Raw genomic sequence first — 22,174 nt, 5'->3', positions numbered from 1 at the left:
TCGACTACGACATGACCCTGCTGCTCGACGCCTGTACGGCTGCGGGGCTCGCCGCCGAGGTGCGGGACTGGGAGGACCCGGCAGTGGACTGGTCGGCGTACGACGTGGTGCTGCTGCGCTCCCCGTGGACCTACGTGGATCGCCTGCCCGCCTTTCTCACCTGGTGTGAGCGCGTCGACGCCGTGACGGAACTCCACAATCCGCTACCTGTCGTCGAATGGAGCCTGAACAAGTCCTACCTGGCCGATCTCGCCGCGCACGGCGTACCGGTGGTGCCCAGCACGTTCGTGTCGCCGGACGCGGATCCGGCCGTCGCGGTGCGGCAATTCCTGGCTGTGCATCCCGACGCCAGGGAATTCGTGGTCAAGCCCACTGTCGGCGCCTACTCGAAGGACGTTCAGCGCTTCGTTCGCGCCCTGGAGGCCGACGCGGCTGCCCATGTCGCGCGGCTGCGCTCCGAGGGCTTCGCTGCCCTGCTCCAGCCGTACGTGGAGTCGGTCGACCGGGCCGGCGAGACGGATCTGATCTATTTCGATGGCGTTTACAGCCATGCCATCCGCAAGAGCGCGATGCTCATGCCGGACGGCACGGTGAACGTCCCCACCTTCGAGAGCCGCACGCCCCGTGAAGCCGATGCTGATGAACGTGCCGTGGCCTCGGCGGCGCTCGCGGCGGCCGGCGCGCACCTGATGCTTGACCGTCCGCTGGTCTACGCCCGGGTCGACGTGATCCGCACTGCTGACGGTACGCCTGTCGTGTTGGAGTTGGAGCTGTGTGAGCCGTCGCTGAACCTCCCGTTCACCGACCACGGTGCGACCCGGTTCGCGGAGGCCGTGGCAGGACGACTGGGGGTCAGGGCTCGACGATGAGCGGCGCGAGTCGGCGAATGGCGTTGTCGATGTCGGACGCCGATGGCGCCGCGACATAGCTGAGACGGACATGCGTGACGCTGCTGTCGGTGACGTAGTAGTTCGTGCCGGGTGTGATGGCAACGCCCTTCGCGAGAGCGGCAGTCACGAGCTGGTGCTCGTCGAGGTGCGCCGGTAGCGAGACCCACAGGTGGTAACCGCCGCGGGGGCGTAAGGCGAGAGCGTGGTCGCCGAATGTCGCCGAGACAGCGTCGGTGGCTACCTTGCAGCGGTGCGCGAGTGCGGCGCCGAGCCCCTTCAGGGTGCGCCTCCAGCCGGCGGCGGTGACCACCTCCAGTGCTGTGACCTGCAGCGGGGCGGGTACGAACAGGGTGTCGATGACGTGCGCCGAGCGCAGTCGGGCCAGGACCGGTCCCCGGGCTGCGATCGCACCGACGCGCAGGTTCGGCGAGGTCACCTTCGTCAGCGACCTGATGTGGACGACCGTCCCCTCCGGATCGTCGAAGATCATCGGCGGTGGTGAGGGGGCGGCGTCGCTGTGCGCCATGTGTCTGGCGAAGTCATCCTCGATGACGAAGGCCGCGTGGCGGCGCGCGATGGCTCGGATCTCCTCTCGTCGAGCCGCCGAGAGGCTCACCCCGGTGGGGTTCTGGAACAGCGGTTGGACGATGACGATGCGTGCCCGCGTACGAGTGAGGGCTTGATCGAGGTGATCCGCGCAGAGGCCGTTGGCGTCGAGGGGAACCGGCACGGTGCGCAGGCCCGCCGCGTGGGCGGCCGCGATGGTGCCCGGATAGGTCGGCGACTCGAGGATGACCGGGTCTCCCGGCTGTGCGAGCGCACGCAACGTCGTTGCCAGCGCACTCTGCCCGGCTCCGCAGATGAGTACGTCGTGACGGCCCAGACCGCCGCCGATGTCGGCGGCGAACCAGTCGCGTAGCTCGGGCACCCCACCGGCGGGCGGGCGGTCCCATGCCTCGGGCCGTTTCGCGGCGCGAGACAACGCCGTGGACAGGGGACCCAGTGGCTGTAGCCCGGGATGGAGGTAGCCGCCGTTCAGGTCGACGATGTCCGACCCTGACGTCGACAGGATCCCCATCAGTGCGGGCGCCTTGAAGTCGCGAACGGTGCCGAGCGATGACTGTTCCCCGCTCGCGACGTCGAGGGCCGACTCCTGCCACGACGTGTCCCCGGTGTGGGGAACCGTGCGGGCCGCCGTGCGGAATGTCCCGGCGCCGGGTCGGGACACGATGAGCCCGCGCTGCGCAAGGAGGGCCAGCGCCGCGGAGACGGTGGTGCCGCTCGCGGTGAAGCGGCGCACCAACTCCCGATGAGTAGCAATGCGGGCACCCTCGGGTAGTAGCGCTATCTCCTCGGCGAGAGAGTTGGCTAGGACGCTCGCATTGCTATCATGGTTCATGAGTGTCCAGAGTAGCACTATTGCTCCCGCCGAGATATCGCCACTGCCGAGGGGAACGCTGCTCGCCGCGATCGGCGTGCTGAGTTTCTCGTTCAGCTTCCCGGCGACCCAGTGGGCGCTCGACGGCTTCGGTCCGTGGAGTGCCACGGGAGTCCGGGGCGTCCTCGCCGCGGCTATCGCGGTCATCGCTCTCATCGCGACGCGAGCGCCGCTACCCGCCCGTGGCGACTGGCGCGCCCTCGCCGTCGTGGCAGCCGGCTGCGCGATCGGCTTTCCACTGCTCACCACCTTCGCCCTGCAGACATCGTCGACAGCACACTCGGCCGTTGTCATCGGCCTGCTTCCGATGGCCACCGCGACGATCTCCACTCTGCGTACGGGGCGTCGTCCGTCCAGAGCGTTCTGGGCGGCCGCTTCGATCGGCGCGGCCGCCGTCATCGCGTTCACCATCTCGCAGAACCACGGTCAACCGACGATCGCCGATCTCTATCTGTTCGGCGCGCTGCTGGTCTGCGCTGCCGGTTATGCCGAGGGCGGGCGGCTCTCGGCGCGCATGCCCGGCTGGCAGGTCATCGCCTGGGGTGTCGTCCTGGCCGCACCGGTCAACCTCGTGGTGTGCGCGATCGCGCTCCCCTATGAGCCGGTGCGTTTCACAGCTGAGGCCATCGGGGGGATGGCGTACATAGCGGGCGTCTCGCAGTTCGGCGGGTTCGTGGTCTGGTATCGCGGCATGGGCCTCATCGGGGTGGAGCGGGCGAGTCAGCTCCAACTCGCCCAGCCCCTGCTCACGCTGGCGTGGGCCGTGATTCTGCTGGGCGAGCACCTGAGTGTCACAGTGCTGGTGACCGCTGTCATCGTCCTCGGCTGCATCGTGGTGACGCAACGGGCGAGGACGGCATAGGACGATCGAGCAGACCGCAGCGGGCGTTCACGGCTTCGGTGTCCGACTACTAGACTCCGAGCCCTGCGGTCGACGCATCAGGTTGCGTCAACGAGCCCGGCGTCAAAAAGCGGCGCAGGTCCCGGCTTCCTGCCGCACCGGAAGCCTGCAGTGGCCTGCGCATCAGCTTGTCCGGCGGATTCGAGCTGTTGTGCCCTCGTCAAGGGACACCCATCCGTGGCCGATCAGCCTCCCCTGGAACCCACGCACGCCTTCGCCGAACTCGGCCGGATCAAGCTGGACGAGACCGACCTCGAAGGTGTTCTGCAGCAGGTCGCGTCCCTCGCGAAGCGGACCATCGCCGGCGTCGACGAGGCGTCGGTGACCCTGATCCGGGGCAGGAACGCGTACACCGCGGCGTTCACCGGCGAACTCGCCGTGGCCATGGACGAACGGCAGTACGAGGAAGGCGGCGGCCCGTGCCTGGAAGCGGCCGCCACCACAGCCATCGTGTCGGTGCCCGACCTGACCCGCGAGAAGCGCTGGCCGCACTACACCCCGGCAGCCCTCGACGCCGGGGTGCGCAGCTCGCTGTCGGTCGGCCTGCCCGTCCAGGAGGCCGTCACCGGTGCGCTGAACATGTACTCCACCGAACCCGGCGCGTTCGACGACGAAGCGATCCTGCTCGCCCACACGTTCTCCGGCTACGCCGCTGTCGCGCTCGCCAACGCCCACCTGTTCGACGCGACAGCCACCCTGGCACAGCACATGCAGGCGGCCATGGAACACCGCGCGGTGATCGAACAGGCCAAGGGCATCATGATGGCCGAGCGACGCTGCACCCCCGACGAGGCGTTCCGGATCCTGAGCAGGATGTCCCAGGACGCCAACCAGAAGCTGCGCGATGTCGCCGCGGCCCTGGTCGAGAACGCGCACCGGCGCCCCCAGCCGTAGCAGACCGTCGACGTGCCCGAGGTCAACGCTGCCGCCGTCCAGTCGTGGTGTTGCTCGGTTATTGGCGCCCATCTATAGTTGCGCGGATCACAACAATCATGGCCGTGATGGTGCGGCCCCGTCGTCGAAGCGCTTCGACGATCCGTCGTCCAGGCCCGTCAGCCGGGTGTCGAGCCTGGCCACGCCGGTCGAGGCGTCCGCTGGGCGTCTGTCGTACGACATGAGGAGAAGCAAATGGGGAACAAGCGCCTTCGGCGCGCAATCGCCGTGCTCGCGCTCGTCCTACTGGCCCTACCGGCCGTTCCCGGCACCGCCCTCGCCGAGCCCACCTACCCGTTCCGCGATCCGCACCTGCCGGTGAACGCCCGGGTCGACGACCTGCTCGGCCGGCTCACCCTGGACGAGAAGATCTCCTGGCTGCACCAGTACCAGCCGGCCGTTCCCCGGCTGGGCATCGGCCTGTTCAAGACCGGCACCGAGGCCCTGCACGGGGTGGCCTGGTCGACCGACATCGACAACAACGGCGCTGTCGTCAAGGCCCGCGGCACGTCCTTTCCCCAGCCGGTGGGCATGGCGAGCACCTGGGACACCGACCTGATCAACCGGGTCGGCTCGGCCGTCGGCGACGAGGCGCGTGGCTATCACGCGCAGAATCCCCGGGTGTGGGGTCTCAACCTCTGGGCACCGGTGGTCAACCTGCTGCGCGACCCCCGCTGGGGGCGCAACGAGGAGGGCTACTCCGAGGACCCACTGCTCACCGCCGCGATGTCCACCGCGTACGGCTCGGGGATGACCGGCGGCGATCCCGAGCACCTGAAGAGTGCCCCGACCCTGAAGCACTACCTGGCCTACAACAACGAGATCCGGCGCGACGTGACGTCGTCGAACGTGCCGCCTCGGGTACTCAACGAGTACGAGCGCGCGGCGTTCAAGCCGGCCATCGCGGCCGACGCGGCGACCGGCGTGATGGCCGCGTACAACCTGATCAACGGGCGTCCCGCCACGGTGGATCCGGACCTGGCCACCGTGGTACGCGGCTGGACGGACCAGCCGCTGATGAACGTCACCGACGCCTGGGCGCCCAACAACCTCGTCGCCTCCCAGGGCTACTACGCCACCCAGCCCGAGGCGAACGCCGCGATCGTCAAGGCCGGCCTCAACAGCTTCATCACCGACGACACGAACGCCCAACCGACGGTGACGGCCCTCAAGCAGGCGCTGGCGACCGGCCTGCTGACCGAGGCGGACATCGACGCCCGGATCCGGGAGATCCTGAACGTGCGGTTCCGGCTGGGTGAGTTCGACCCGGGCGGTGGCCGCCACGGCGGCATCACCCCGGACGTCATCAACAGCCCGGAACACCAGCGGCTGGCCCGGCAGGCCGCCGGTGAGGCGATGGTGCTGCTGAAGAACTCCCGGCAGGCCCTTCCGCTGGACCCGGCCCGCACCCGCAAGGTGGCCGTGCTCGGTCCACTGGCGGACACCCTCTACTCCGACTGGTACGGCGGTGACCTGCCGTACGAGGTGACCGCGCTCGACGGGATCCGCGAACGGCTGGGGAGTTCGGCAAGCGTCAGCGGGCTCGACGGGGCGGACCGGATCGCCCTGAAGGACGCGGCGACCGGCCGGTACGTCACGGCCACCGGCACCACCGACGCCGACCCGGTCGCCGCCACCGGTGCCACGGCGACGCCCGAGGCCCAGTTCGACGTGGTGGACTGGGGCCAGGACGTGGTGACGTTGCGCAACGCCGCCAACGGTCGTTACCTCGGCTACAACTGGGGGCCGTTCATCACCCGCGACGAGCAGCCGAACGGCTGGTACGTCCAGCAGCAGTTCAAGCTGGAGCCGCAGGACGACGGCACCGTGGTGCTGCGCTACGTCGGCTACGAGACCAAGGAGAGCTGGTTCGCCCCCGAGAAGTACGTCACGGTCGGCGACGACGGTGCGCTCAAGCTCGGCGCGTCCACCGCGGCGGACGCGACCCGCTTCAGCCGCGAGGTGATCAGCAGCGGTATCGACCGGGCCGTCGCGGCGGCCCGGACGGCCGACACCGCCGTGCTGGTCGTGGGCAGCAACCCGTTCATCAACGGACGCGAGGCGCACGACCGCGCCTCCACGGCCCTCAGCGCCGGCCAGGAGGCGCTTGTCAAGGCCGTCGTCAAGGCCAACCCGCGTACCGTTCTGGTGCTCCAGACCAGCTACCCGGTAACCATGACCTGGGAGCAGGAGCACGTCCCGGCGATCGTGTGGACCACCCACGCGGGCGCCGAGACCGGGCACGCCGTGGCCGACGTCCTGTTCGGCGACCGCAACCCGTCCGGCCGGCTCACCCAGACCTGGTACCGCTCGGACGGGCAACTGCCACCGGACCTGCTGGAGTACGACATCATCTCGTCCGGGCAGACCTACCTGTACAGCACCGCGAAGCCGCTCTACCCGTTCGGCCACGGGCTGTCGTACTCCCGGTTCCGGTATGGGCAGGCGCGTACCGGCGACCGACCGGTCGCGGCCGACGGCACCATCACGGTGAGCGTCGACGTGACGAACACCGGCAGCCGGGCCGGGTCCGAGGTGGTCCAGCTCTACACCCACCAGCGCACCTCGCGGGTCACGACGCCGATCCGTCAGCTCAAGGCCTTCCAGCGGGTGGAACTCGCACCCGGGCAGACCCGGACCGTGACGTTGCGGCTGCCCGCGGCCGAGCTGGCCCACTGGGACGTCACCCGCAGCCGGTGGGTTGTCGAATCGTCCACCTACGACCTGATGGTGGGGGCGTCCGCCGAGGACATCCGGGCCCGCGCCGCGGTTCGGGTGCGCGGTGAGACGGTCCCGGCCCGGGATCTGTCCCGGCCGACCCGGGCGGAGAACTTCGACGGGTACGCCGGGGTCCGGCTTGTCGACGAGACGAAGGCGCAGGGTACGGCCGTCGGTGCCACCGCGGCCGGCCAATGGATCTCGTTCGCGGGTTCCGCCCTGCGTCCGGGCGCGCACACCTTGACGGCCACGGTCGCCAAGGCCGGCGCGGACGCCGGCACGATCCAGGTCCGCCTGGGTTCGCCCACCGGGCGGCTGCTCGGCACGGCCACCGTGCCCAGCACCGGCGACGACTACCGGTACGTCAGCGTCAGCGCCGAGTTGGCCCGCGCCGCCGGCACCCACGACGTGTACCTGGTGTTCGATTCCCCGCTGCGGCTGGCCGACTTCTCCATCAGGTGACCGGAACCCGGGCCGGGACCATCGTCGTCCCGGCCCGGGTCGACACGCTCGGGGCCGGTCGTCGGGCTGGCTCGCAACGGCCCAGGGCCGGTCGTCGCGACCGGCCCTGGGCGGTTCGTGCCTGGTGACCTGGTCAGCGGATCGCGCTACAGGTCAGGGTGGGTGTGCTGAGGGTGCCGGTGGACGAGCCGAGGAAACCGAAGGTGGTGCTGGCGCCCGCGCCGAGGGTGCCGTTGTAGGCGACGTTGCGGGCGGTGACGGCGGACCCCTGACTCGTGACTGTCGCGTTCCACGCCTGGGTGACGCTCTGCCCGTTGGCGTAGGTCCACGTCACGGTCCAACCGTTGATCGCCGACGTCCCCGCGGTGACCCGTACCTCGCCCTGGAACCCGCCGGTCCACTGGCTGGTCACCGTGTGGGCGGCGGTGCAGCCGGCCGACGGCGGCGGGGTCGTCGGCGACGGTGGCGGGGTCGTGGGTGACGGTGGCGGGGTCGTGGGGGACGGCGGCGGTGTCGTGGGGGAGGGCGGCGGCGTGGTGACGGACCCACCCCAGCCGGCGGTGGAGTCCAACCAGGCGGCTCGGCGCAGCATCCAGTCCTGCATCACCTGGACCTGGCCCTGCCAGGTGGGTGAGGTCGGGGTGCGGAAGAAGCTGACCGTCGGCGAGGTCAGGTTGGGCCAGCGTTGGAAGTTGCGCTGCGCCGCGTTTGTCAGTGGGGTGGCGAGAGCGTTGATCCGGGCCTGGAGCGCGGTGTCGGAGAGCAGGCCCCGTCGCAGCGTCTGCCAGCGCGCTCGGGCCTGGTTGACGAAGGCGGGATCCCGCAGCAACTGGGCGAACCAGTCGTTTGCCGAGGGCTGCCTGGTCTGCTGGTGCTGCCAGCCCGACACCTGGTCGTTGTTGAAGAACCCACCGACGCCAAAGCTCAGGTCGAAGTCCCACAGCGGACCCGCGAAGATCTTGCTGTCCCGGTCCTTGTAGAAGTGGGAGCTGCGCACGTACGCGTCCATCTCCCGGCTCAGCTCGTTGACGATCATGAGGTCGACGAACGAGTCGACGTCTATGTACTTGCGGTACCCGGTGGTCGGGTCGGCGAAGTTCGAGGCGTGCAGCACGTCGTTGAACTCCTGGAGGTGACCGCGCAGCCAGTCCCGCTGTTGCGGTTGCAACGGCGACGGGTCGACCACCTCAAGGTAGTTCCAGCAGGTGGCGGCCGGCCCGGTGCACGGCAACGTGGGCTCCTCGGCGGCCATCCACTCGAACTTCCAGATGTACCCGCCCTGGATCTTCGGCAGGGTCACGTCGTCGGAGTCCAACTGTTTGAGGTCGAGGCGGTCCTTGGAGTTCTTGATCGTCTCCACGATCATGTAGACGCCCAGGTAGTCGCCGGCAGCCACCGGAGCGGCGTCGGTGTTGAGGTAGAACTCGGCGAACGCGTAACGCGGGGCGGGCAGCCCCATCTCCCGGCCGAGGTCGTAGACGAGCGCCTCCCGGATCAGCGCCTTGTCGGTGAACGGACCGCGCAACGCCCAGTCCGAGTCGGCGGGCATGCCCAGCACCGGGTAGTCGGCGTCGTCGTCCTCGTTGTCCCAGAACTCGAGGCGGAACGGCGTCTTCTCGAACGTCGCGGACGAGTTGCCGCGCAACCGGAAACCCGTCCGGGTGCTGACCGTCGGGGCGGCCGCCAGCGAGGTGGTGCCGCCGGCGCCCGGTTCGAAGATCATGGCGGTGGCGTCGAGGTACTCGCGGTCGGGCCGGCCGGCACCGTACGAGTCGATGAGCACCACCGGCAGGTCGTGGGTGGTGGTGACGTTCTGGGCGGCGTACATGGCGGTGCCGGGCGCACCCGTCGGGGTCTGACCGACGAACGCCTGTGCCCGCAACTGCGTGGTGCGGGTGAAGCGCAACGCCGAGCCCGAGTAGAGCGACGACTGGGCGGTGGGCGGAGCGCCGTTCGTGGTGTAGCGGATCTGCGCGCCGACGACGGTGCTGCTCAGCGTCACCGCCACCTCCCCCCGGAAGGTGCCGCTGGGAACGGAGAAGACGATGTCGCCGACCAGGTCGTCCGCCGCGGCCGCCGCGGCGAGGGCATCGGCAGCCGCCGTGCCCCTGTCCAGGCCGGTGCCGGTCCAACCGGCGGACGGTTTCCCGGTGTCGGGGCCGGTGGGCGCGCCGGCCACCGGGTGGGTGCCGGTGGCTGGTTCGGCGCCGGCCGCGGGTGAGTACACCGCGAGGAGGCCCGCGACGAGGATGGTGGCGGCGGTGATCCCGGCGGCCCGGAAGGCCGCCGGAACACGGGTGCTGCGGACGGTCATGCGCACGATGCCTCCTGTTCTGATCGGGTGGGGACGGTCGACGCCGCACCCACCAGAGGCGGGCTGGCGCGGAAGTGGCGGCGCAGCGTCCGTCGCCACGGCACGTCGGGCAGGTCCAGGCGCAGCGCAGCGAGGCCGGTGGCGTACTTCGAGATGCGGACGGGCCGGATCCCGCGCTGCCAGAGCATGCGGTCGACGAGCGAAGCGGCCGAGCTGGTCTTGGTCTCGACCACGGCGATGCCCGGCAGCCGTAGGGTGCGGTCACCGTCGTGCCAGGTCAGCCCGGTGTCGATGGTGACTCGACTCGCGGTCGCCGGCAGCAGCAGAGTGCTGCGGCGGTAGTTGGTGGTCAACACGGGCTCAAGCGGGCTGGCGGCGAGGTCGGGCCAGATCGACTCCCGGACGAGCGCCTCGTCCACGAACCCGCGCCCGGACCGGACGGTGTGCCGGTCCTCGGCGAGATACGGCAGCCGGTGCTTGGTGACGAGCCCTCTCGCCCCGCTGATCTTGACTTCCAGCCAGCACTGCGCGGAGTCGAGGTAGGTGCGCGTCCGTACCTTGAAGCGCCTCCGCCGCCGGTACGCCGCACAGTGGTAGCTGGCCAGGCTCGGCGTGTCGAAGTACACCGACTCGTACGCGAAGACGCGCTTGCCGTGGATGTCCAGTACCCGGGCGTACGGGGTGAGCTGATCCAGCAGGTGCGGCACCTCGTCCACCGCGACCACGTACTTGCGGTCCACCCGGCACTGCAGGGCGGCCCGCTCGATCAGTGCGGCGAGCGCGATCGGCTCCAGTCCGCTCAGCGACGACGGGATCACCGGACCGCCCCAGCCTGTGCCGGTTTGGTGGTCCGGGCCGCCCCGCTGCGCCCGGCGACCGAGTAACGAACGTCCACGATGGTCGTCTCGTTGACCATGTCCAGCCGCTGGACGGTGGCGGTGTGCACCCGGGCGTTGAGTAGCTGCTCCAGTTGGGCGACGAGAGCGACCTGGTCGGTGACGGCGGAGTCGAGCACCATGATCTGGTGCCGGTAGTGCCGGAGCATCCGCCGGTGGTCGCCGACGAACATCACCGCGACGATGAGCGCCATCAGGCCGCCGCTGAGCCAGACCGAGGTGGTGCTGAGCGCGCCGAGAATGCCGAGCGCGAGAGCGGAGAAGTAGTACGCGACCTCGTGCTGGTCGAGTTCCGTCGACCGGAGCCGGATGATGGAGAGCACCCCGAACAGCGCCAGCCCCAGCCCGAGCCCGGCCCCGACGTCGCTGGCGCTCAGTGCGCTCGCCACCGCGAGGACGCCGACGTTGACCCCCAGGTAGGCGACGACCAGGTCGCGCCGTCGGTGCCGCGGGAAGTAGAGCCCGAAGACGAGCAGCGCCACCGCGCAGATGTCGATTGCGAACAGGACGAGCTGCGACATCTCTTGGGTTCCTCCTGGTCACCAGGTAGTTCCGGTAAACTTTCGGTATATGTTTGGTGACTGTAAGGAGTACATCGGTACGTGTCAATGTGTGCCGGGAGTGGGCTGGCAGGGAATTGGCCTACCGCAAGGGAAATTCGCTCGCAAAGCGCCGCCGAAAGTTTCGGAGCCGGTGGTACGTGCGCTGGAGGTCGCAAGGTCGGCCGGCCCGCACGCGTGGGGTCGCCGACGCGTCCACCCGGGGCGGTGTTAACGTCTCTTCCCGTTGCCGGCGAGCGCCGCTAGCTCAACTGGCAGAGCAGCGGACTCTTAATCCGCGGGTTCGGGGTTCGAGTCCCTGGCGGCGCACCAACGATCAAAGCCCTGACCGGGTGGTTCACACCGGGCCAGGGCCTTTTTCGCGTACGCCGGTGGGCGTCAAAGGCACCTGTCAGCCCGGTTCCGGCAACTCGGCGTCGCCGTCCACTCCAAGTCCCTCATCCTCCAGGAAGTCGAGCGCGTCGCTCGGGCGAACGGCGGCGGCGAGTCGCTCGGCGCACTCCGCGAGGAACGCGACCGCGTCGTCCACCACCTCGGATTCGAGGCGACCAGGGGCGAACGGCACCGGCAGGGCGCAGCCGTTGCGGCGCTCGACGGTCTGACCAGGGAATGCGCGGCGGGCGACTTCCGCTGGGCCGTACCACCAACGCAGCCAGAGCGGGCTGAGGCCGTACTCGGCGAACAGCGGCAGCGACACGACCAGCCCGGTGTAGATGTTCGCCAGGCGCATCACGGGCCCGCCCCACATCGCCCCGGAGGCGTTTGAGTTCCTCGTGGCGGTCGCGCGTGTGGCGACGCCATTCTTCTGCGCCACCGACCGGATTGTCCCGGCGACGTCGCGGATCGCGACCCACTGCCGGGCAGCGTGCTGATCGGTCAGGTCGCTCACCGACCACGGGACGAAACCGTGCCGGTCGACCTCTTCGATCAGTGCGCGGAACTGGCGGACGTCCTCGGCGAGGTTCTTTCCACCTGCCTGTTCGAGCACGTCACACACGGCGACCCAATCGGTCAGGGCGACCACCTGGCCGGACCGGGTGTCGGCGAAACGCCACCGACCAGCGACGGGGCGCGGGTCGGCCTCCGACGTGTGGCAGACCTCGCGCCAGAGCGACTCCACGCGTCGCTGCGGGCACACCCACAGCAGAGCACCCCGGCACGGGTTGGTGGTGCCACTGCTCCTGTGTTGGTCCAGCAGGCGCTGAAGGTATCGGTCGTTCGCCTGTGCATCTGTCAGCCCGGCCCAGAATTTGCCCTCGACGTGGACGACTTCGCGATGCTCATCCCGCCCGACGACATCCGGCCGACTGTCGCCGTCCGCCGCCTGGGTGAGATAGCGCAGCGGTCGGGGTAACTCGGCGACCCCCGACCCGATCGCCGCCGTGAGGGCAGCCGCCGCATTCGGGTCCGACAGCAGGTGCCCAAGAGCATCCGTCGCCACCGTCTCCCGCAGCGCTCCGAGTTGACCTGCGAGTCGGGCCAGCAACGCCATCGAAATCCTCCGTGTCACGCAGCCACTACGCCTCTGGTGACTCTGTGGGGTCGTATCAATCGGCTCGGAGCGGGCGGAAACGAGCCGCGACGGCCACGTCGACCACTCTGGCGCGGATTCGGGCAAGGTGATTCCACCGAACCGACCTATGTGGTCGGACTTCTGTCCTGCTGGCTTGTCATGCTCGCGTCGCGCAGATCCTCGTCGAGGAGCTGGCGAGACCTTTCCTTCCACCACAGGTTGAGAAGACGTGCGTACCACGACAGTCGGCGACGTCAAGATCCTGTTACCGGACCTCGATCCGGAGGATCTCGACCGAGTAACCGACCTGGCTGATGGCCTCACGGAGGCTCTCGTCGAGGGCGTGTCGTGGCGCGGTGCGCAGTTGGAGGACCCAAGCATCCGAAGCAGCATGATCACCGGCGGCGATCTCAGCGAGAGCACCTGGGACGCGGGCCGCCTCTACGGCTGCGACATCACCCGCACCGACTTCTCCGGCGCGGCCCTGACCGGCGTCTCCATCGAACGGTGCGCCATCACCGGCTCACGGTTCACCGGCACCAGGCTCACCGACGTGCGCTTCAAGGACGTCCTGTTCGACGGATGCCGCTTCGACTACACCACCTTCGAGCGCGTAGCCGCCGTCGGTTCGGTCGCCTTCACCGATTGCACATTCACCCACGGCGTCTGGTCCACCTGCCGGTTGCCCGGGATCGCGCTGCGGTCCTGCGACCTCGTCGGGTTGGAATTGGACTCCTGCCACCTCGGCGGGGTCGACCTGCGAGGCAACCAACTCCGCGGGCTCAAAACCCCACTCGGCAACCTGTCTGGCGTCATCCTCGCGGAGAACCAACTCGCTGACCTCACCCAGTTGGTCGTTGCTGCCCTCAGACTGGTCGTCCGTGACGACTGACTCCAGGGGGGACCGTGGTCGCTGACGTGGTCCCGACCGGCAGTCCGGAGACGATCCTCGTCTGCGTCCGCGGCAACTCCGGCTCGGGCAAGAGCAGCATCGCTCGCGAGCTACGGCGCCGGCACGGCCGGGGCTGTGCGCTGGTTGAGCAGGACTACCTGCGCCGCATCGTGCTCCGGGAGCGGGACAGACCCGGCGGCGCGGCACCGGCGTTGATCGGGCAGACCGTCAGGTTCGCGCTCGACCATGGCTACCACGTGGTGCTGGACGGCATCATGCACACCGATCGCTATCGGAGCATGTTGACGGGCCTGCGGGACGGTCACCGGGGGCGCTCGCTGTTCTGCTACCTCGATGTGTCCCTGCCCGAGACGCTGCGGCGGCACCTCACGCGTCCGCAGGTGAGTGAGTTCAGCGCCGAGCAGATGAGCGGTTGGTACGCCGCGCACGACGTTCTCGGCTGGTCCGACGAGCTGGTCCTGCCGGAGAGCACCGGGTTGGAGGAGGCCGTTCAGGCCATCGCCGCAGCCGCGGGACTGCCCCAGACCGGCCGTGATGACGACATGCTCCCGGTCGTCCCGTAGACCCGAGAGGAGCGCACGCTGTCACGGGCAACGCCGGTCGGCATTCGAGACGACATCCGCCATGCTTGACATTGCCCGTCAAGCGCTTGACCATGGGTGTCAAGCGAAGGGGGTTGGTGTGCCGCCACCGGATGAGGGACTTGTCGCGCAGCTCGTCAGCTTGATCGACGTTCGGCTGCTCGACCCGCTGGAGATCCTGGTCGACGGCCACCCGGCAGTCGACTCGCTGCGGACCGTCGTCCGAGAGCGGGCACGCTCCTGGGCCACCACGATGGTCGGCGGGGACGAGCAGGCGGCCTACGGCGTGATCGTCCGGGCGATCTCGACGCTCTATCCCGGCGACGGCCCGTTCAACCCGCCCCTCGTTTGGTGGCGGACACCGCTCGGGCAGATCGTCGCGCGACGGGTGGGCCACCCCACCGCCGAAGCAGTGTCGTACGCGGTGGCCGGCGCCATGCTCGGCATCACCCGCCAGGGAGTTCACGACCTGGCCTCGCGTGGCAGGCTCGCCCGTCATCCCGAGGGTGGTGTGCGGTCCGCCGCCGTCCGCGACCGACTTGTCCAGGAAGGAACCCGACGTGCCTGATCCCCACATCAGCTCGGGCCGAGTGCCGATCGCGTACCGCGACTTCGGTGGATCGGGGCCTTCGTTGGTGCTGCTGCACGGCGCGGGTGGCAACCTCGCCCAGCAGACGACGCTGGCCGAGGAGTTACGGCAGGCGTACCGGGTGGTCACCCTCGACCTGCGCGGCCACGGGCGCTCCGGCGACGGCCCGTGGCGGTGGGACGAGGTGCTCGACGACCTGGTCGCCGTCGCCGACGGCCTCGGTCTCGACCGCCCCGCGCTGGTCGGGGTCTCCCTCGGTGGGATGCTGGCCGCTCTCTGGGCGCAGCGTCACCCGGAGTGCCCCGGCGGTCAGCCTGGACGGGAACCCTCCGCCGAGCCGCCCGGAGCAACTCGCCGGGATGGACCCGGGGTAGGCGGCGACGGCGCTCGCCAAGCTGCGGACCGTCTTCGACGGGATGGCCGCGATGCTGGCCGAGCCGCTCACCGCCGAACGGTTGGCCGCAGCACTGGCCGGGCAGCAGGCGATGGCCCGGCGGTACGGTGCCGATCCGGCGGACTGGGTGGCGGCCTTCGAACGGAACCTCGTGCCGTGCGACGACGGCCGTCACCGGCTGCGCCCCGATCCGGAGCTGACCGGGCAGGTGCGGCAGGCGATGGAGTCTCTCGACCTGGTCCCCACCTACCGGGGTGCCCGGTGCCCCCTGCTGCTCGTCCTCGCCACCGAGGACCTACCCGAGCAGGAGCCGTCTCACGAGGTCTACGCGGCCTACCGCCGGGCCGTCAGGGGACGACTCGCCGCTGTGGACAACCCGCACCTGCGGGTGCTTGAGCTGGCCGGCGCGAGCCACGCGATGGTCGCCGAACGCCCGGCGGAACTCGCCGCCATCGTCGCCGACTTCCTCGGCGAGGCAGCTCACGGCTGAGCCTGTCGCGGGCGCGGCGGGCTCGCGTCCGACGGCTGGACCTGTGGGTTGTCGGCTAACGCGGTGGTGAGATGTACAGCCCGGTGTTGCAACCCGTCTCGCCCGGCTCCAGCCATTCCCGGTCGTACCCCGGTGCGGTGATGGCTCCGTCGGGTTTGCGGACCAACAGGAGACACTGCCGCTCGGCGGGCACGGCCAGCACGGCGACGAGGGCGTTCTGGTGGGTGGCCGTGTCGACCGTGACGTGCTTCTCGGGGAAGGCGGCCCGCACGGTGGCCGCGAGGGTGTCGGGCGTGGCGGTGCGCAGTGCCGCGGTGAGCCGGTCGACCGCGTCGTCGGGCATCGCCGGGTACGGCTTGGCCGTGGGCACCGGAGGGGTCGCCACGGACGGGCAGTCGATCTCCTCGGACGAGGCGTGGCGGTAGAGCCTCAGTCGGTAGCGGTAGCACCGGATGGCCTGGCCGGCGGAGTGGCCGAGGTTGCCGAAGTTCCCTTGGCTCTCCGCCACCGTCACCGTGAACCGGACGTCGATGGTGGCCTGCTCGTCGGCGAAGGTGCCGCCTGACCAGGCCAGCGGTTCACGGTGGGGTTTCGACGTGCCGACGGTGGTCGGTTCGAGGATCTGCGTCGCGGCGATGTACTCGGCGTCCCGCACCCGATCCTGACCACCGAGCTTCTCGGCGAGGGCCTTCGCCTCGGCTGCGGCCTGATCCCGTGCGATCGAGTCGCCGTCGCCGTACTCCGCGCATCCGGCCGACAGCAGGCAGAGCGCCAGCACGGCGTAGGCCAGGGGCCTGGAGCCGGGGCGACGACGGGTGCCGGCAGGCCGTCGGGGCAGTGTTCGCGGCCATCCGCCCGGCCGCAGCGGGGAAACCGCGGGGTTTCGATCGACCGGGACCGTGATTCGGTGGGGAGGAGCCATGGCGTCGAGCATGCCGGCCGAGGGTGGCGGCGGGATGAGCGCTCGTACTCATCCTGCCGGGCCGGCCCCCGGGCGGCCCTGGTCCCTCGGCGCGGATTCATCGGACGATGCCAGCAGGTCGGTGAGTGGAGGTCGGGCGTTCTGCCCGGTACGGGGGCCTTCGCGCATTGACCACTCTTAATTGGCTGTTGCATTCGTCACACGTTCGACATACAGTCCGAGGGAGAGCTTCGTAGCGATTGGAAAAAGAGTGCGGTCGGGCAACAGCAGCCCTCCGCCAGTCCTTAGTGGCGTCGCTGTTCCGTGCTCGTCGCTCGATACCCACATTCGGCATCCCGTCGACGGCAAGTGAAAGGAACAGTACGTGAAATCAGCCATGTCCACCGCTCGAACGTCATTGTTGGCGCTCGCGGTCTTCGTCTCCGCCGCAGTGCCGGCCGTGTTGACAAATCAGTTGCCGGCGGCGGCCGCGGTCCAGGTGACCTACTATGTCGCCCCCGACGGTAACGACGCCAACGCGGGGACCATCGAATCCCCATTCAAGACTGTGCAACGCGCGCGGGACGTCGTCCGCACGGTGAATACGAACATGACCGGCGACATCAACGTGTTGCTGCGCGGTGGGAGTTATCCGATCAGCAGCACCGTCGAATTCGGCGCGAGTGACTCGGGCACCAACGGATTCCGGGTCAGCTACGGCGCCTACCCGGGTGAGAAGCCGGTCCTCGACGGCGGTGTCCAGGTGACCGGGTGGACCCAGCACAGCGGCAACATCTGGAAGGCGCCGCTGGACCGCGCCAACAAGCTGCGCGCGCTGTATGTCAATGACAAGCGTGCCGTGATGGCCTCGAAGACGATCAGCTCGGGGGGCTGTTACGGGACGTACAACATCACAGCCAACCAGGCCGCGTGGGCCTGGGAGTCGGGGTCGCAGTGCGATGGCGCGAAATACAGCCTGAATGATTTCCCGGCCGTTCCCCGCAATCAGGACGACATCGAGATCGAGACGGGGACGACCTGGACCACGGCCATCGTGGGCGTCCGCCAGGTGACCACGAGTTCCGACGGCGCGAACCGGGTTGCCCTGTTCCAGCAGCCGGGTGCGGCGATCGCCCAGGGCTCGTTCAACGGCAACGCCCAGGTCGGCGGCACCCACAAGCTCATGAACGCCTACGAGTTCCTGGACGCGCCCGGCGAGTTCTACTTCGACAAGGGCACCAAGACGGTCTACTACTACAAGGCCAGCGCCGAGAACATGTCGACCGCGGCGGTCTACGCCCCGAACAACGTGACCACCCTGCTGCGGGTCGCGGGCACCTCGACGACCAGCCACGCGCGCAACATCACGTTCTCCGGGCTGACCGTCCAGCACTCCGACTGGAACCTGTTCAACGTCGCCGGCTCGTCCTTCAAGCAGGCGCAGCAGGGCAACCTCGGCGCGCAGGTGTACGCGAAGGGCAACTTCCACGTCTACTACTACCGCAACGTCGACGTGACGCCCGGCATGGTCCAGGTGCAGAACGCCGACGGGATCCTCTTCCAGCGCAACCGGTTCCAACACACCGGCGCTGACGGGATCAGCATGGTCAACGACGTGCAGGGCTCACAGTTGATCGGGAACTACACCAACGACATCGCGGGCTCGGCCGTCAATGTCGGCCATCCGCAGCACGTCTACATCGGAGACGGCACGTCGACCAACCGGGAGAAGTATTCCGCGCAGGTCGAGGGGCTGCCGAAGAACATCGACATCAAGAACAACTACCTCTACGACAGTGCCGTCCTGTTCAACGGGCACAGCCCCATCTCGGCCTACTTCGCGGACACGCTCACCATCCAGCACAACCGGATCGAGAGGACTCCGTGGTCGGGCATCACCCTCGGCTGGGGCTGGTGGAACTTCGACGGATCGTCGGGCTCGATCGTGCCCAACCGGCCCACCACGACGGCGCGGAACAACACCATCAGCTACAACCACATCATCGACACGGTGCAGCGCCTCAGTGACACGGCCCCCATCTACACGCTCGGCAGTCAGCCGGGCACGATGATCACCAACAACTATCTGCAGGGCGTTCCGTCAGGCCACAAGTACGGTCTGCACCCGGACGAGGGATCGGCGTTCATCACCTTCCGCGACAACGTCCTGAGCATCGACAAGAACGTCACCTGGATGATCAACTCGGACGACTTCGGGCGGAAGCACGATCTGAGCATCACCCAGATCTACGGCCCGATCAACAAGGTCTCGAACAAGAACCTGCCGAACAGCACGGTCGCCGACATCCTCGTCTCCTCCGACTATGTCTGGCCCGCGGCGGCGTACGGCATCGCCGCGAACTCCGGCCTTGAGGACGCGTACCGGGACATCATCCCGGCGAGCAACTTCTCCGCGCCGAACTACGTGCTGCCGGCCAGCACGTTCGTCACCAGTGCCACCGCGTCGATCCCGATCCGGAGCACCGGCGACGCCACCACGTCGGTCTGGCTGGCCCCGTCCGGCACGACCACCTTCACCGCCGGAGCGACGATGACCAGGGCGGCCGGCAACGCCACGTCCATCGCCGTGCCGACGACTCAGGGCGAGTACCGGCTCTACGTCGTCGACGCACAGGGCAACCGCTCGGCGGAGTCGACCTCGATCGTCCGGCAGCAGCAGGGCGGTGGCAGCGGTACGACCGGGCAGCTCGTGGGCGGCCAGTCCGGCCGCTGTGTCGAGGTGCCCAACTCCTCGACCACCAACGGCACCCAGACCCAACTCTGGGACTGCTCCAGCGCCACCAACCAGCGGTGGGCCCAGACCGCCAGCAAGCAGTTGACCGTGTACGGCAACAAGTGCCTGGACGCCTCCGGGTCCGGCACGGCCAACGGCACAGCGGTCATCATCTGGGACTGCCACGGCGGCACGAACCAGCAGTGGAACGTCAACACCAACGGCACCATCACGAACGCCCAGTCCGGGCTCTGCCTCGATGCCAACGGCGCCGCCACCGCCAACGGCACCAAGGTGATCCTCTGGTCCTGCAACGGCGGCGCGAACCAGCGGTGGACGCTGCGTAGCTGACCGATCAGACCCCGGGGCCAGGCCGACACGGGCCTGGCCCCGGGCTGCTTCCGGTGTCCGTAGCTCCTGTCCACGGGTGCGGCAGCCGGATGTTACGGATTGTCGTTCCCGCTAGGTGATATGTATCGCTTTCTCAATCCGTCGAAGGTGAAGGTTGCCTCGGGCTACCGTGTCTCCGGTTCAAGTGATCATCGTGAGCGGTCGACACCCGACCGAACTCACGGGAACCGGGTTGCACACCCGAAGGAGGTTCCATGGCACGCACCCGCATGGTTGGGGCGCTCGCCGCTGTCCTCGTCCTACCGGCCCTCACCGTCGTGGCCGCGACGTCGCCCGCGTCGGCGGAAGCCGCTGCGCCGAAGGTCGCCCCGCCGAGTGACATGCGTGAGCTCACCCGCAAGGACTTCACGCTGGACGGTCGGCCGATCGAGACGCCCTCGCGGTACCAGCCGCGCACCGGCGCGCGGAAGCAGGCGGCAGCCGAGACGCCGGCGGTCGGCACGGTCCGCCAGTGGCTCGGCCTCGACGACGTCCAGGGCTCGGTCTACCGCAAGGACTACACGCTGCGGGCGGTCGGTGAGCACATCGAGGTCTGGGTCGCCAACGACCTGGCGTTCCCGGCCGGTGACTGCCGAGCCCAGGTGCCGTCGTCGACGCAGATCACCGACGCGCAGGTGAAGCACCTGGTCGACGAGTTCGACACGAACATGTACCCGAAGGAGACGAACGCCTTCAGCACCCCGCCGGACCGGGACGGCACCAACGCCCAGATCGGGCCGGACGCCAACGGCAACGGCGGGGTCTACACCGGTGCCGGCAACAAGACCGTCACGCTCGTGGACAACGTGCGCGACGACAACTACTACACGTTCCCGGCGGCCCCGACGTACATCGCCGGGTTCTTCTCCGCGCAGTTCAACGAGCTGCTCGACCGCAACGTGATGACCGTCGACGCGTTCGACTGGTTGCACCGCATGACGGCGAACCCGCCGGACGAGCCGACGAACGACCTCTGCACCAGCCGGGGCGCCCGGCCGAACAGCTACGAGGGCACGTTCGCGCACGAGTGGCAGCACCTCGCGCACTACTACGCGGACCCGTTCGAGGGTAACTGGATCAACGAGGGCCTCTCCGACTTCGCCATGTCGCTGACCGGGTACAGCGACTCGAAGGCCACCGTCTTCGACCGCGGCGCCGACAGTCACCTCTACTGCTACCAGGGGTTCGGCACGGTCCAGACGCCGTACAACACCAACCCGCGCGACTGCGGCGGACCGGAGAACTCCCTCACCCTGTGGGACGAGAGCCCCAACCCGAACGCGGTCCTCGCCGACTACGGCAGCGCGTACTCGTTCATGCTGTTCCTGTACGACCGCTACGGTGCCGCCTTCATGTCCCGGCTGCACCGCGACGGTGCCCGGCAGGGCCTCGCCAGCCTGGACGCCGAGCTGGAGACGGTCGGGGTCCACGACGTCTACCAGGTCATCCACGACTTCCAGTCGATGACGCTGCTGGACAAGCTCGTCGGTGAGTCGAAGTTCGGCGTCACCCTCGGCGTCGCCAAGAGCCGGGTCACCACGCCGAGCCTGCGCTCCACGGTCAACCTGGCCGGCACGACAGCCAACGGCACGCCGGGGGCCGCCCCGAACGGAGCCGACTACGTGCAACTGGGCGCGGCCAAGGGCAAGGTGCTCAGCGGTCGCGACCTGCGGTCGGTGAAGTTCCAGGGCGCGAAGACCCTGCCCGCGCTCCCGCTGTCGTGGACGACCACCGACCAGGACCCGGACCGGCCGGGCAACGCCGTGCTCTTCTCCGGTAACGCCAACAGCCTCGACTCGGCGGCGGTCACCTCCCTCGCCGTGCCGACCGCCGACCCGACGCTGCGGTTCCAGGCCAAGTACGGCGCGGAGTTCGGCTACGACTACGGCTACGTCACCGTGTCGACCGACGGCGGCGCCACGTACACCGCGATCCCCGGTGACAAGACTGTCGACGGGCCGCGCGGTCCGGCGCTCAACGGCACGACGAGCGGCTTCGAGGCGCGCTCGTACGACCTGTCGGCGTATGCCGGGAAGACCGTGCTGCTCGGCTTCGAGTACGTCAGCGACGGCGGCACGAACGAGGGCGGCCTGCTGCTCGACGACATCACCGTCGGCGGGAAGCTGCTCAGCGACGGCACCAGCCTGGCTCCGTTCGACTCGCCGACGGAGATCCGGCCGACCCCGATCAGCAACTGGAACCTGCGACTCGTCGGCATCGACGAGAAGCACTCGATCGCCTGGCAGTTCGAGTCCAACGGCCGCTCGGAGGTCACCATCGGCAAGCTTGAGCTCGCCGTGCTGGACGCCTTCCCGAAGGTCGTCGCCGTGGTGGCGTACGACGAGCCGACCGAGCAGGTGCGGCAGTACGCGCCGTACCAGCTCACCGTGAACGGTGTGGTGCAGCCCGGGGGTAGCGGCTCGCTGAGCTGATCTCCACCCAGGTCGCGGGGCACTCGCCGTCGAGTTCGACGGCGGGTGCCCCGCACGCTCTGCTGGTTCGGCCGGACGGGAATTGTCGGCCGGAGAGGTGCTGGCGGTCAGCGTGCGGGTAATGC

General features: G+C 69.0%; 16 protein-coding genes, 1 tRNA gene and 1 pseudogene. 11 read left to right on the top strand and 7 right to left on the bottom strand.

The genetic code is table 11. The features are described 5' to 3' along the window. The first annotated feature begins 11 nt into the window (after positions 1-11). Positions 12-869: a hypothetical protein gene (locus tag AB0F61_RS07900; RefSeq protein ID WP_357804954.1), complete on the top strand. Its 858-nt coding sequence runs from the start codon at positions 12-14 to the stop codon at positions 867-869. Here AB0F61_RS07900 and AB0F61_RS07895 read toward each other — a convergent pair. Beyond that, positions 853-2,289 carry a PLP-dependent aminotransferase family protein gene (locus AB0F61_RS07895; protein ID WP_357804951.1) on the bottom strand — a complete coding sequence of 479 codons (1,437 nt, stop codon included), beginning with the start codon at positions 2,287-2,289 and terminating at the stop codon, positions 853-855. The two genes, AB0F61_RS07900 and AB0F61_RS07895, sit on opposite strands and share 17 nt — an antisense overlap. Between AB0F61_RS07895 and AB0F61_RS07890 the strand changes: the two genes are divergently transcribed. The 3 genes from AB0F61_RS07890 (at position 2,288) to AB0F61_RS07880 (ending at position 7,342) form a co-directional block, all read left to right on the top strand. Further along, entirely contained in the window at positions 2,288-3,190 is a 903-nt protein-coding gene (locus AB0F61_RS07890; RefSeq protein WP_357804949.1) for a DMT family transporter, read from the top strand. The genes AB0F61_RS07895 and AB0F61_RS07890 overlap by 2 nt on opposite strands. A gap of 216 nt (positions 3,191-3,406) precedes the next feature. Further along, a complete protein-coding gene (locus AB0F61_RS07885) occupies positions 3,407-4,123 on the top strand; it encodes a GAF and ANTAR domain-containing protein (RefSeq protein WP_357804946.1) in 717 nt (238 codons plus the stop codon). Between the two features lie 234 nt (positions 4,124-4,357). Next, positions 4,358-7,342, top strand: coding sequence for a glycoside hydrolase family 3 C-terminal domain-containing protein (locus AB0F61_RS07880; protein WP_357804943.1), 2,985 nt, complete (start codon positions 4,358-4,360; stop codon positions 7,340-7,342). Positions 7,343-7,475: 133 nt separating this feature from the next. Here AB0F61_RS07880 and AB0F61_RS07875 read toward each other — a convergent pair whose 3' ends face one another. From AB0F61_RS07875 to AB0F61_RS07860, 4 genes and pseudogenes are all read right to left on the bottom strand, one after another. Then, positions 7,476-9,065 (bottom strand): CotH kinase family protein, encoded by a 1,590-nt coding sequence (locus AB0F61_RS07875; protein ID WP_357805051.1) that lies wholly within the window; start codon positions 9,063-9,065, stop codon positions 7,476-7,478. Between the two features lie 129 nt (positions 9,066-9,194). Next, positions 9,195-9,656, bottom strand: a pseudogene (locus AB0F61_RS07870) (chitobiase/beta-hexosaminidase C-terminal domain-containing protein); the annotation flags it as partial. Beyond that, a complete protein-coding gene (locus AB0F61_RS07865; protein ID WP_357804941.1) occupies positions 9,653-10,474 on the bottom strand; it encodes a polyphosphate polymerase domain-containing protein in 822 nt (273 codons plus the stop codon). The pseudogene AB0F61_RS07870 and the gene AB0F61_RS07865, both read right to left, overlap by 4 nt. Next, positions 10,471-11,073, bottom strand: coding sequence for a DUF4956 domain-containing protein (locus tag AB0F61_RS07860; protein ID WP_357804939.1), 603 nt, complete (start codon positions 11,071-11,073; stop codon positions 10,471-10,473). Before AB0F61_RS07860 ends, AB0F61_RS07865 begins: the two co-directional genes overlap by 4 nt. Before the next feature lie 275 nt (positions 11,074-11,348). On the opposite strand from AB0F61_RS07860, the gene AB0F61_RS07855 reads away from it, so the two are divergent. Next, positions 11,349-11,424 (top strand) — tRNA-Lys (locus tag AB0F61_RS07855). A 79-nt stretch (positions 11,425-11,503) separates the two neighbouring features. Here the strand turns inward: AB0F61_RS07855 and AB0F61_RS07850 are convergent. After that, positions 11,504-12,604, bottom strand: a complete 1,101-nt coding sequence (locus AB0F61_RS07850; protein ID WP_357804937.1) for a hypothetical protein — start codon at positions 12,602-12,604, stop codon at positions 11,504-11,506. Between the two features lie 250 nt (positions 12,605-12,854). On the opposite strand from AB0F61_RS07850, the gene AB0F61_RS07845 reads away from it, so the two are divergent. The 4 genes from AB0F61_RS07845 (at position 12,855) to AB0F61_RS07830 (ending at position 15,498) form a co-directional block, all read left to right on the top strand. Further along, the gene (locus tag AB0F61_RS07845) at positions 12,855-13,517 is read left to right on the top strand and encodes a pentapeptide repeat-containing protein (RefSeq protein WP_357804934.1); all 663 of its coding nucleotides are present in this window, start codon (positions 12,855-12,857) and stop codon (positions 13,515-13,517) included. Positions 13,518-13,531: 14 nt separating this feature from the next. After that, the gene (locus tag AB0F61_RS07840) at positions 13,532-14,101 is read left to right on the top strand and encodes a kinase (protein WP_357804932.1); all 570 of its coding nucleotides are present in this window, start codon (positions 13,532-13,534) and stop codon (positions 14,099-14,101) included. Between the two features lie 118 nt (positions 14,102-14,219). Continuing rightward, positions 14,220-14,687: a hypothetical protein gene (locus AB0F61_RS07835; protein ID WP_357804928.1), complete on the top strand. Its 468-nt coding sequence runs from the start codon at positions 14,220-14,222 to the stop codon at positions 14,685-14,687. Then, positions 14,599-15,498, top strand: a complete 900-nt coding sequence (locus AB0F61_RS07830) for an alpha/beta hydrolase (protein ID WP_357805048.1) — start codon at positions 14,599-14,601, stop codon at positions 15,496-15,498. The genes AB0F61_RS07835 and AB0F61_RS07830 overlap by 89 nt, the downstream gene beginning before the upstream one ends. A 149-nt stretch (positions 15,499-15,647) precedes the next feature. Here AB0F61_RS07830 and AB0F61_RS07825 read toward each other — a convergent pair whose 3' ends face one another. Then, entirely contained in the window at positions 15,648-16,370 is a 723-nt protein-coding gene (locus AB0F61_RS07825; protein ID WP_357804925.1) for a hypothetical protein, read from the bottom strand. Positions 16,371-16,878: 508 nt separating this feature from the next. Between AB0F61_RS07825 and AB0F61_RS07820 the strand changes: the two genes are divergently transcribed. Beyond that, positions 16,879-19,578: a ricin-type beta-trefoil lectin domain protein gene (locus AB0F61_RS07820; RefSeq protein ID WP_357804922.1), complete on the top strand. Its 2,700-nt coding sequence runs from the start codon at positions 16,879-16,881 to the stop codon at positions 19,576-19,578. A 254-nt stretch (positions 19,579-19,832) separates the two neighbouring features. Beyond that, positions 19,833-22,049 (top strand): choice-of-anchor J domain-containing protein, encoded by a 2,217-nt coding sequence (locus AB0F61_RS07815; RefSeq protein WP_357804919.1) that lies wholly within the window; start codon positions 19,833-19,835, stop codon positions 22,047-22,049. The last annotated feature ends 125 nt before the right edge of the window (positions 22,050-22,174 follow it).

This window comes from Micromonospora sp. NPDC023888, assembly GCF_040639415.1.
In the GTDB taxonomy this organism is placed as follows: Bacteria; Actinomycetota; Actinomycetes; order Mycobacteriales; family Micromonosporaceae; genus Micromonospora.
The sequence above is the reverse complement of the archived record's forward strand: the minus strand, read 5'-3'. Positions and strand labels throughout refer to the sequence as shown.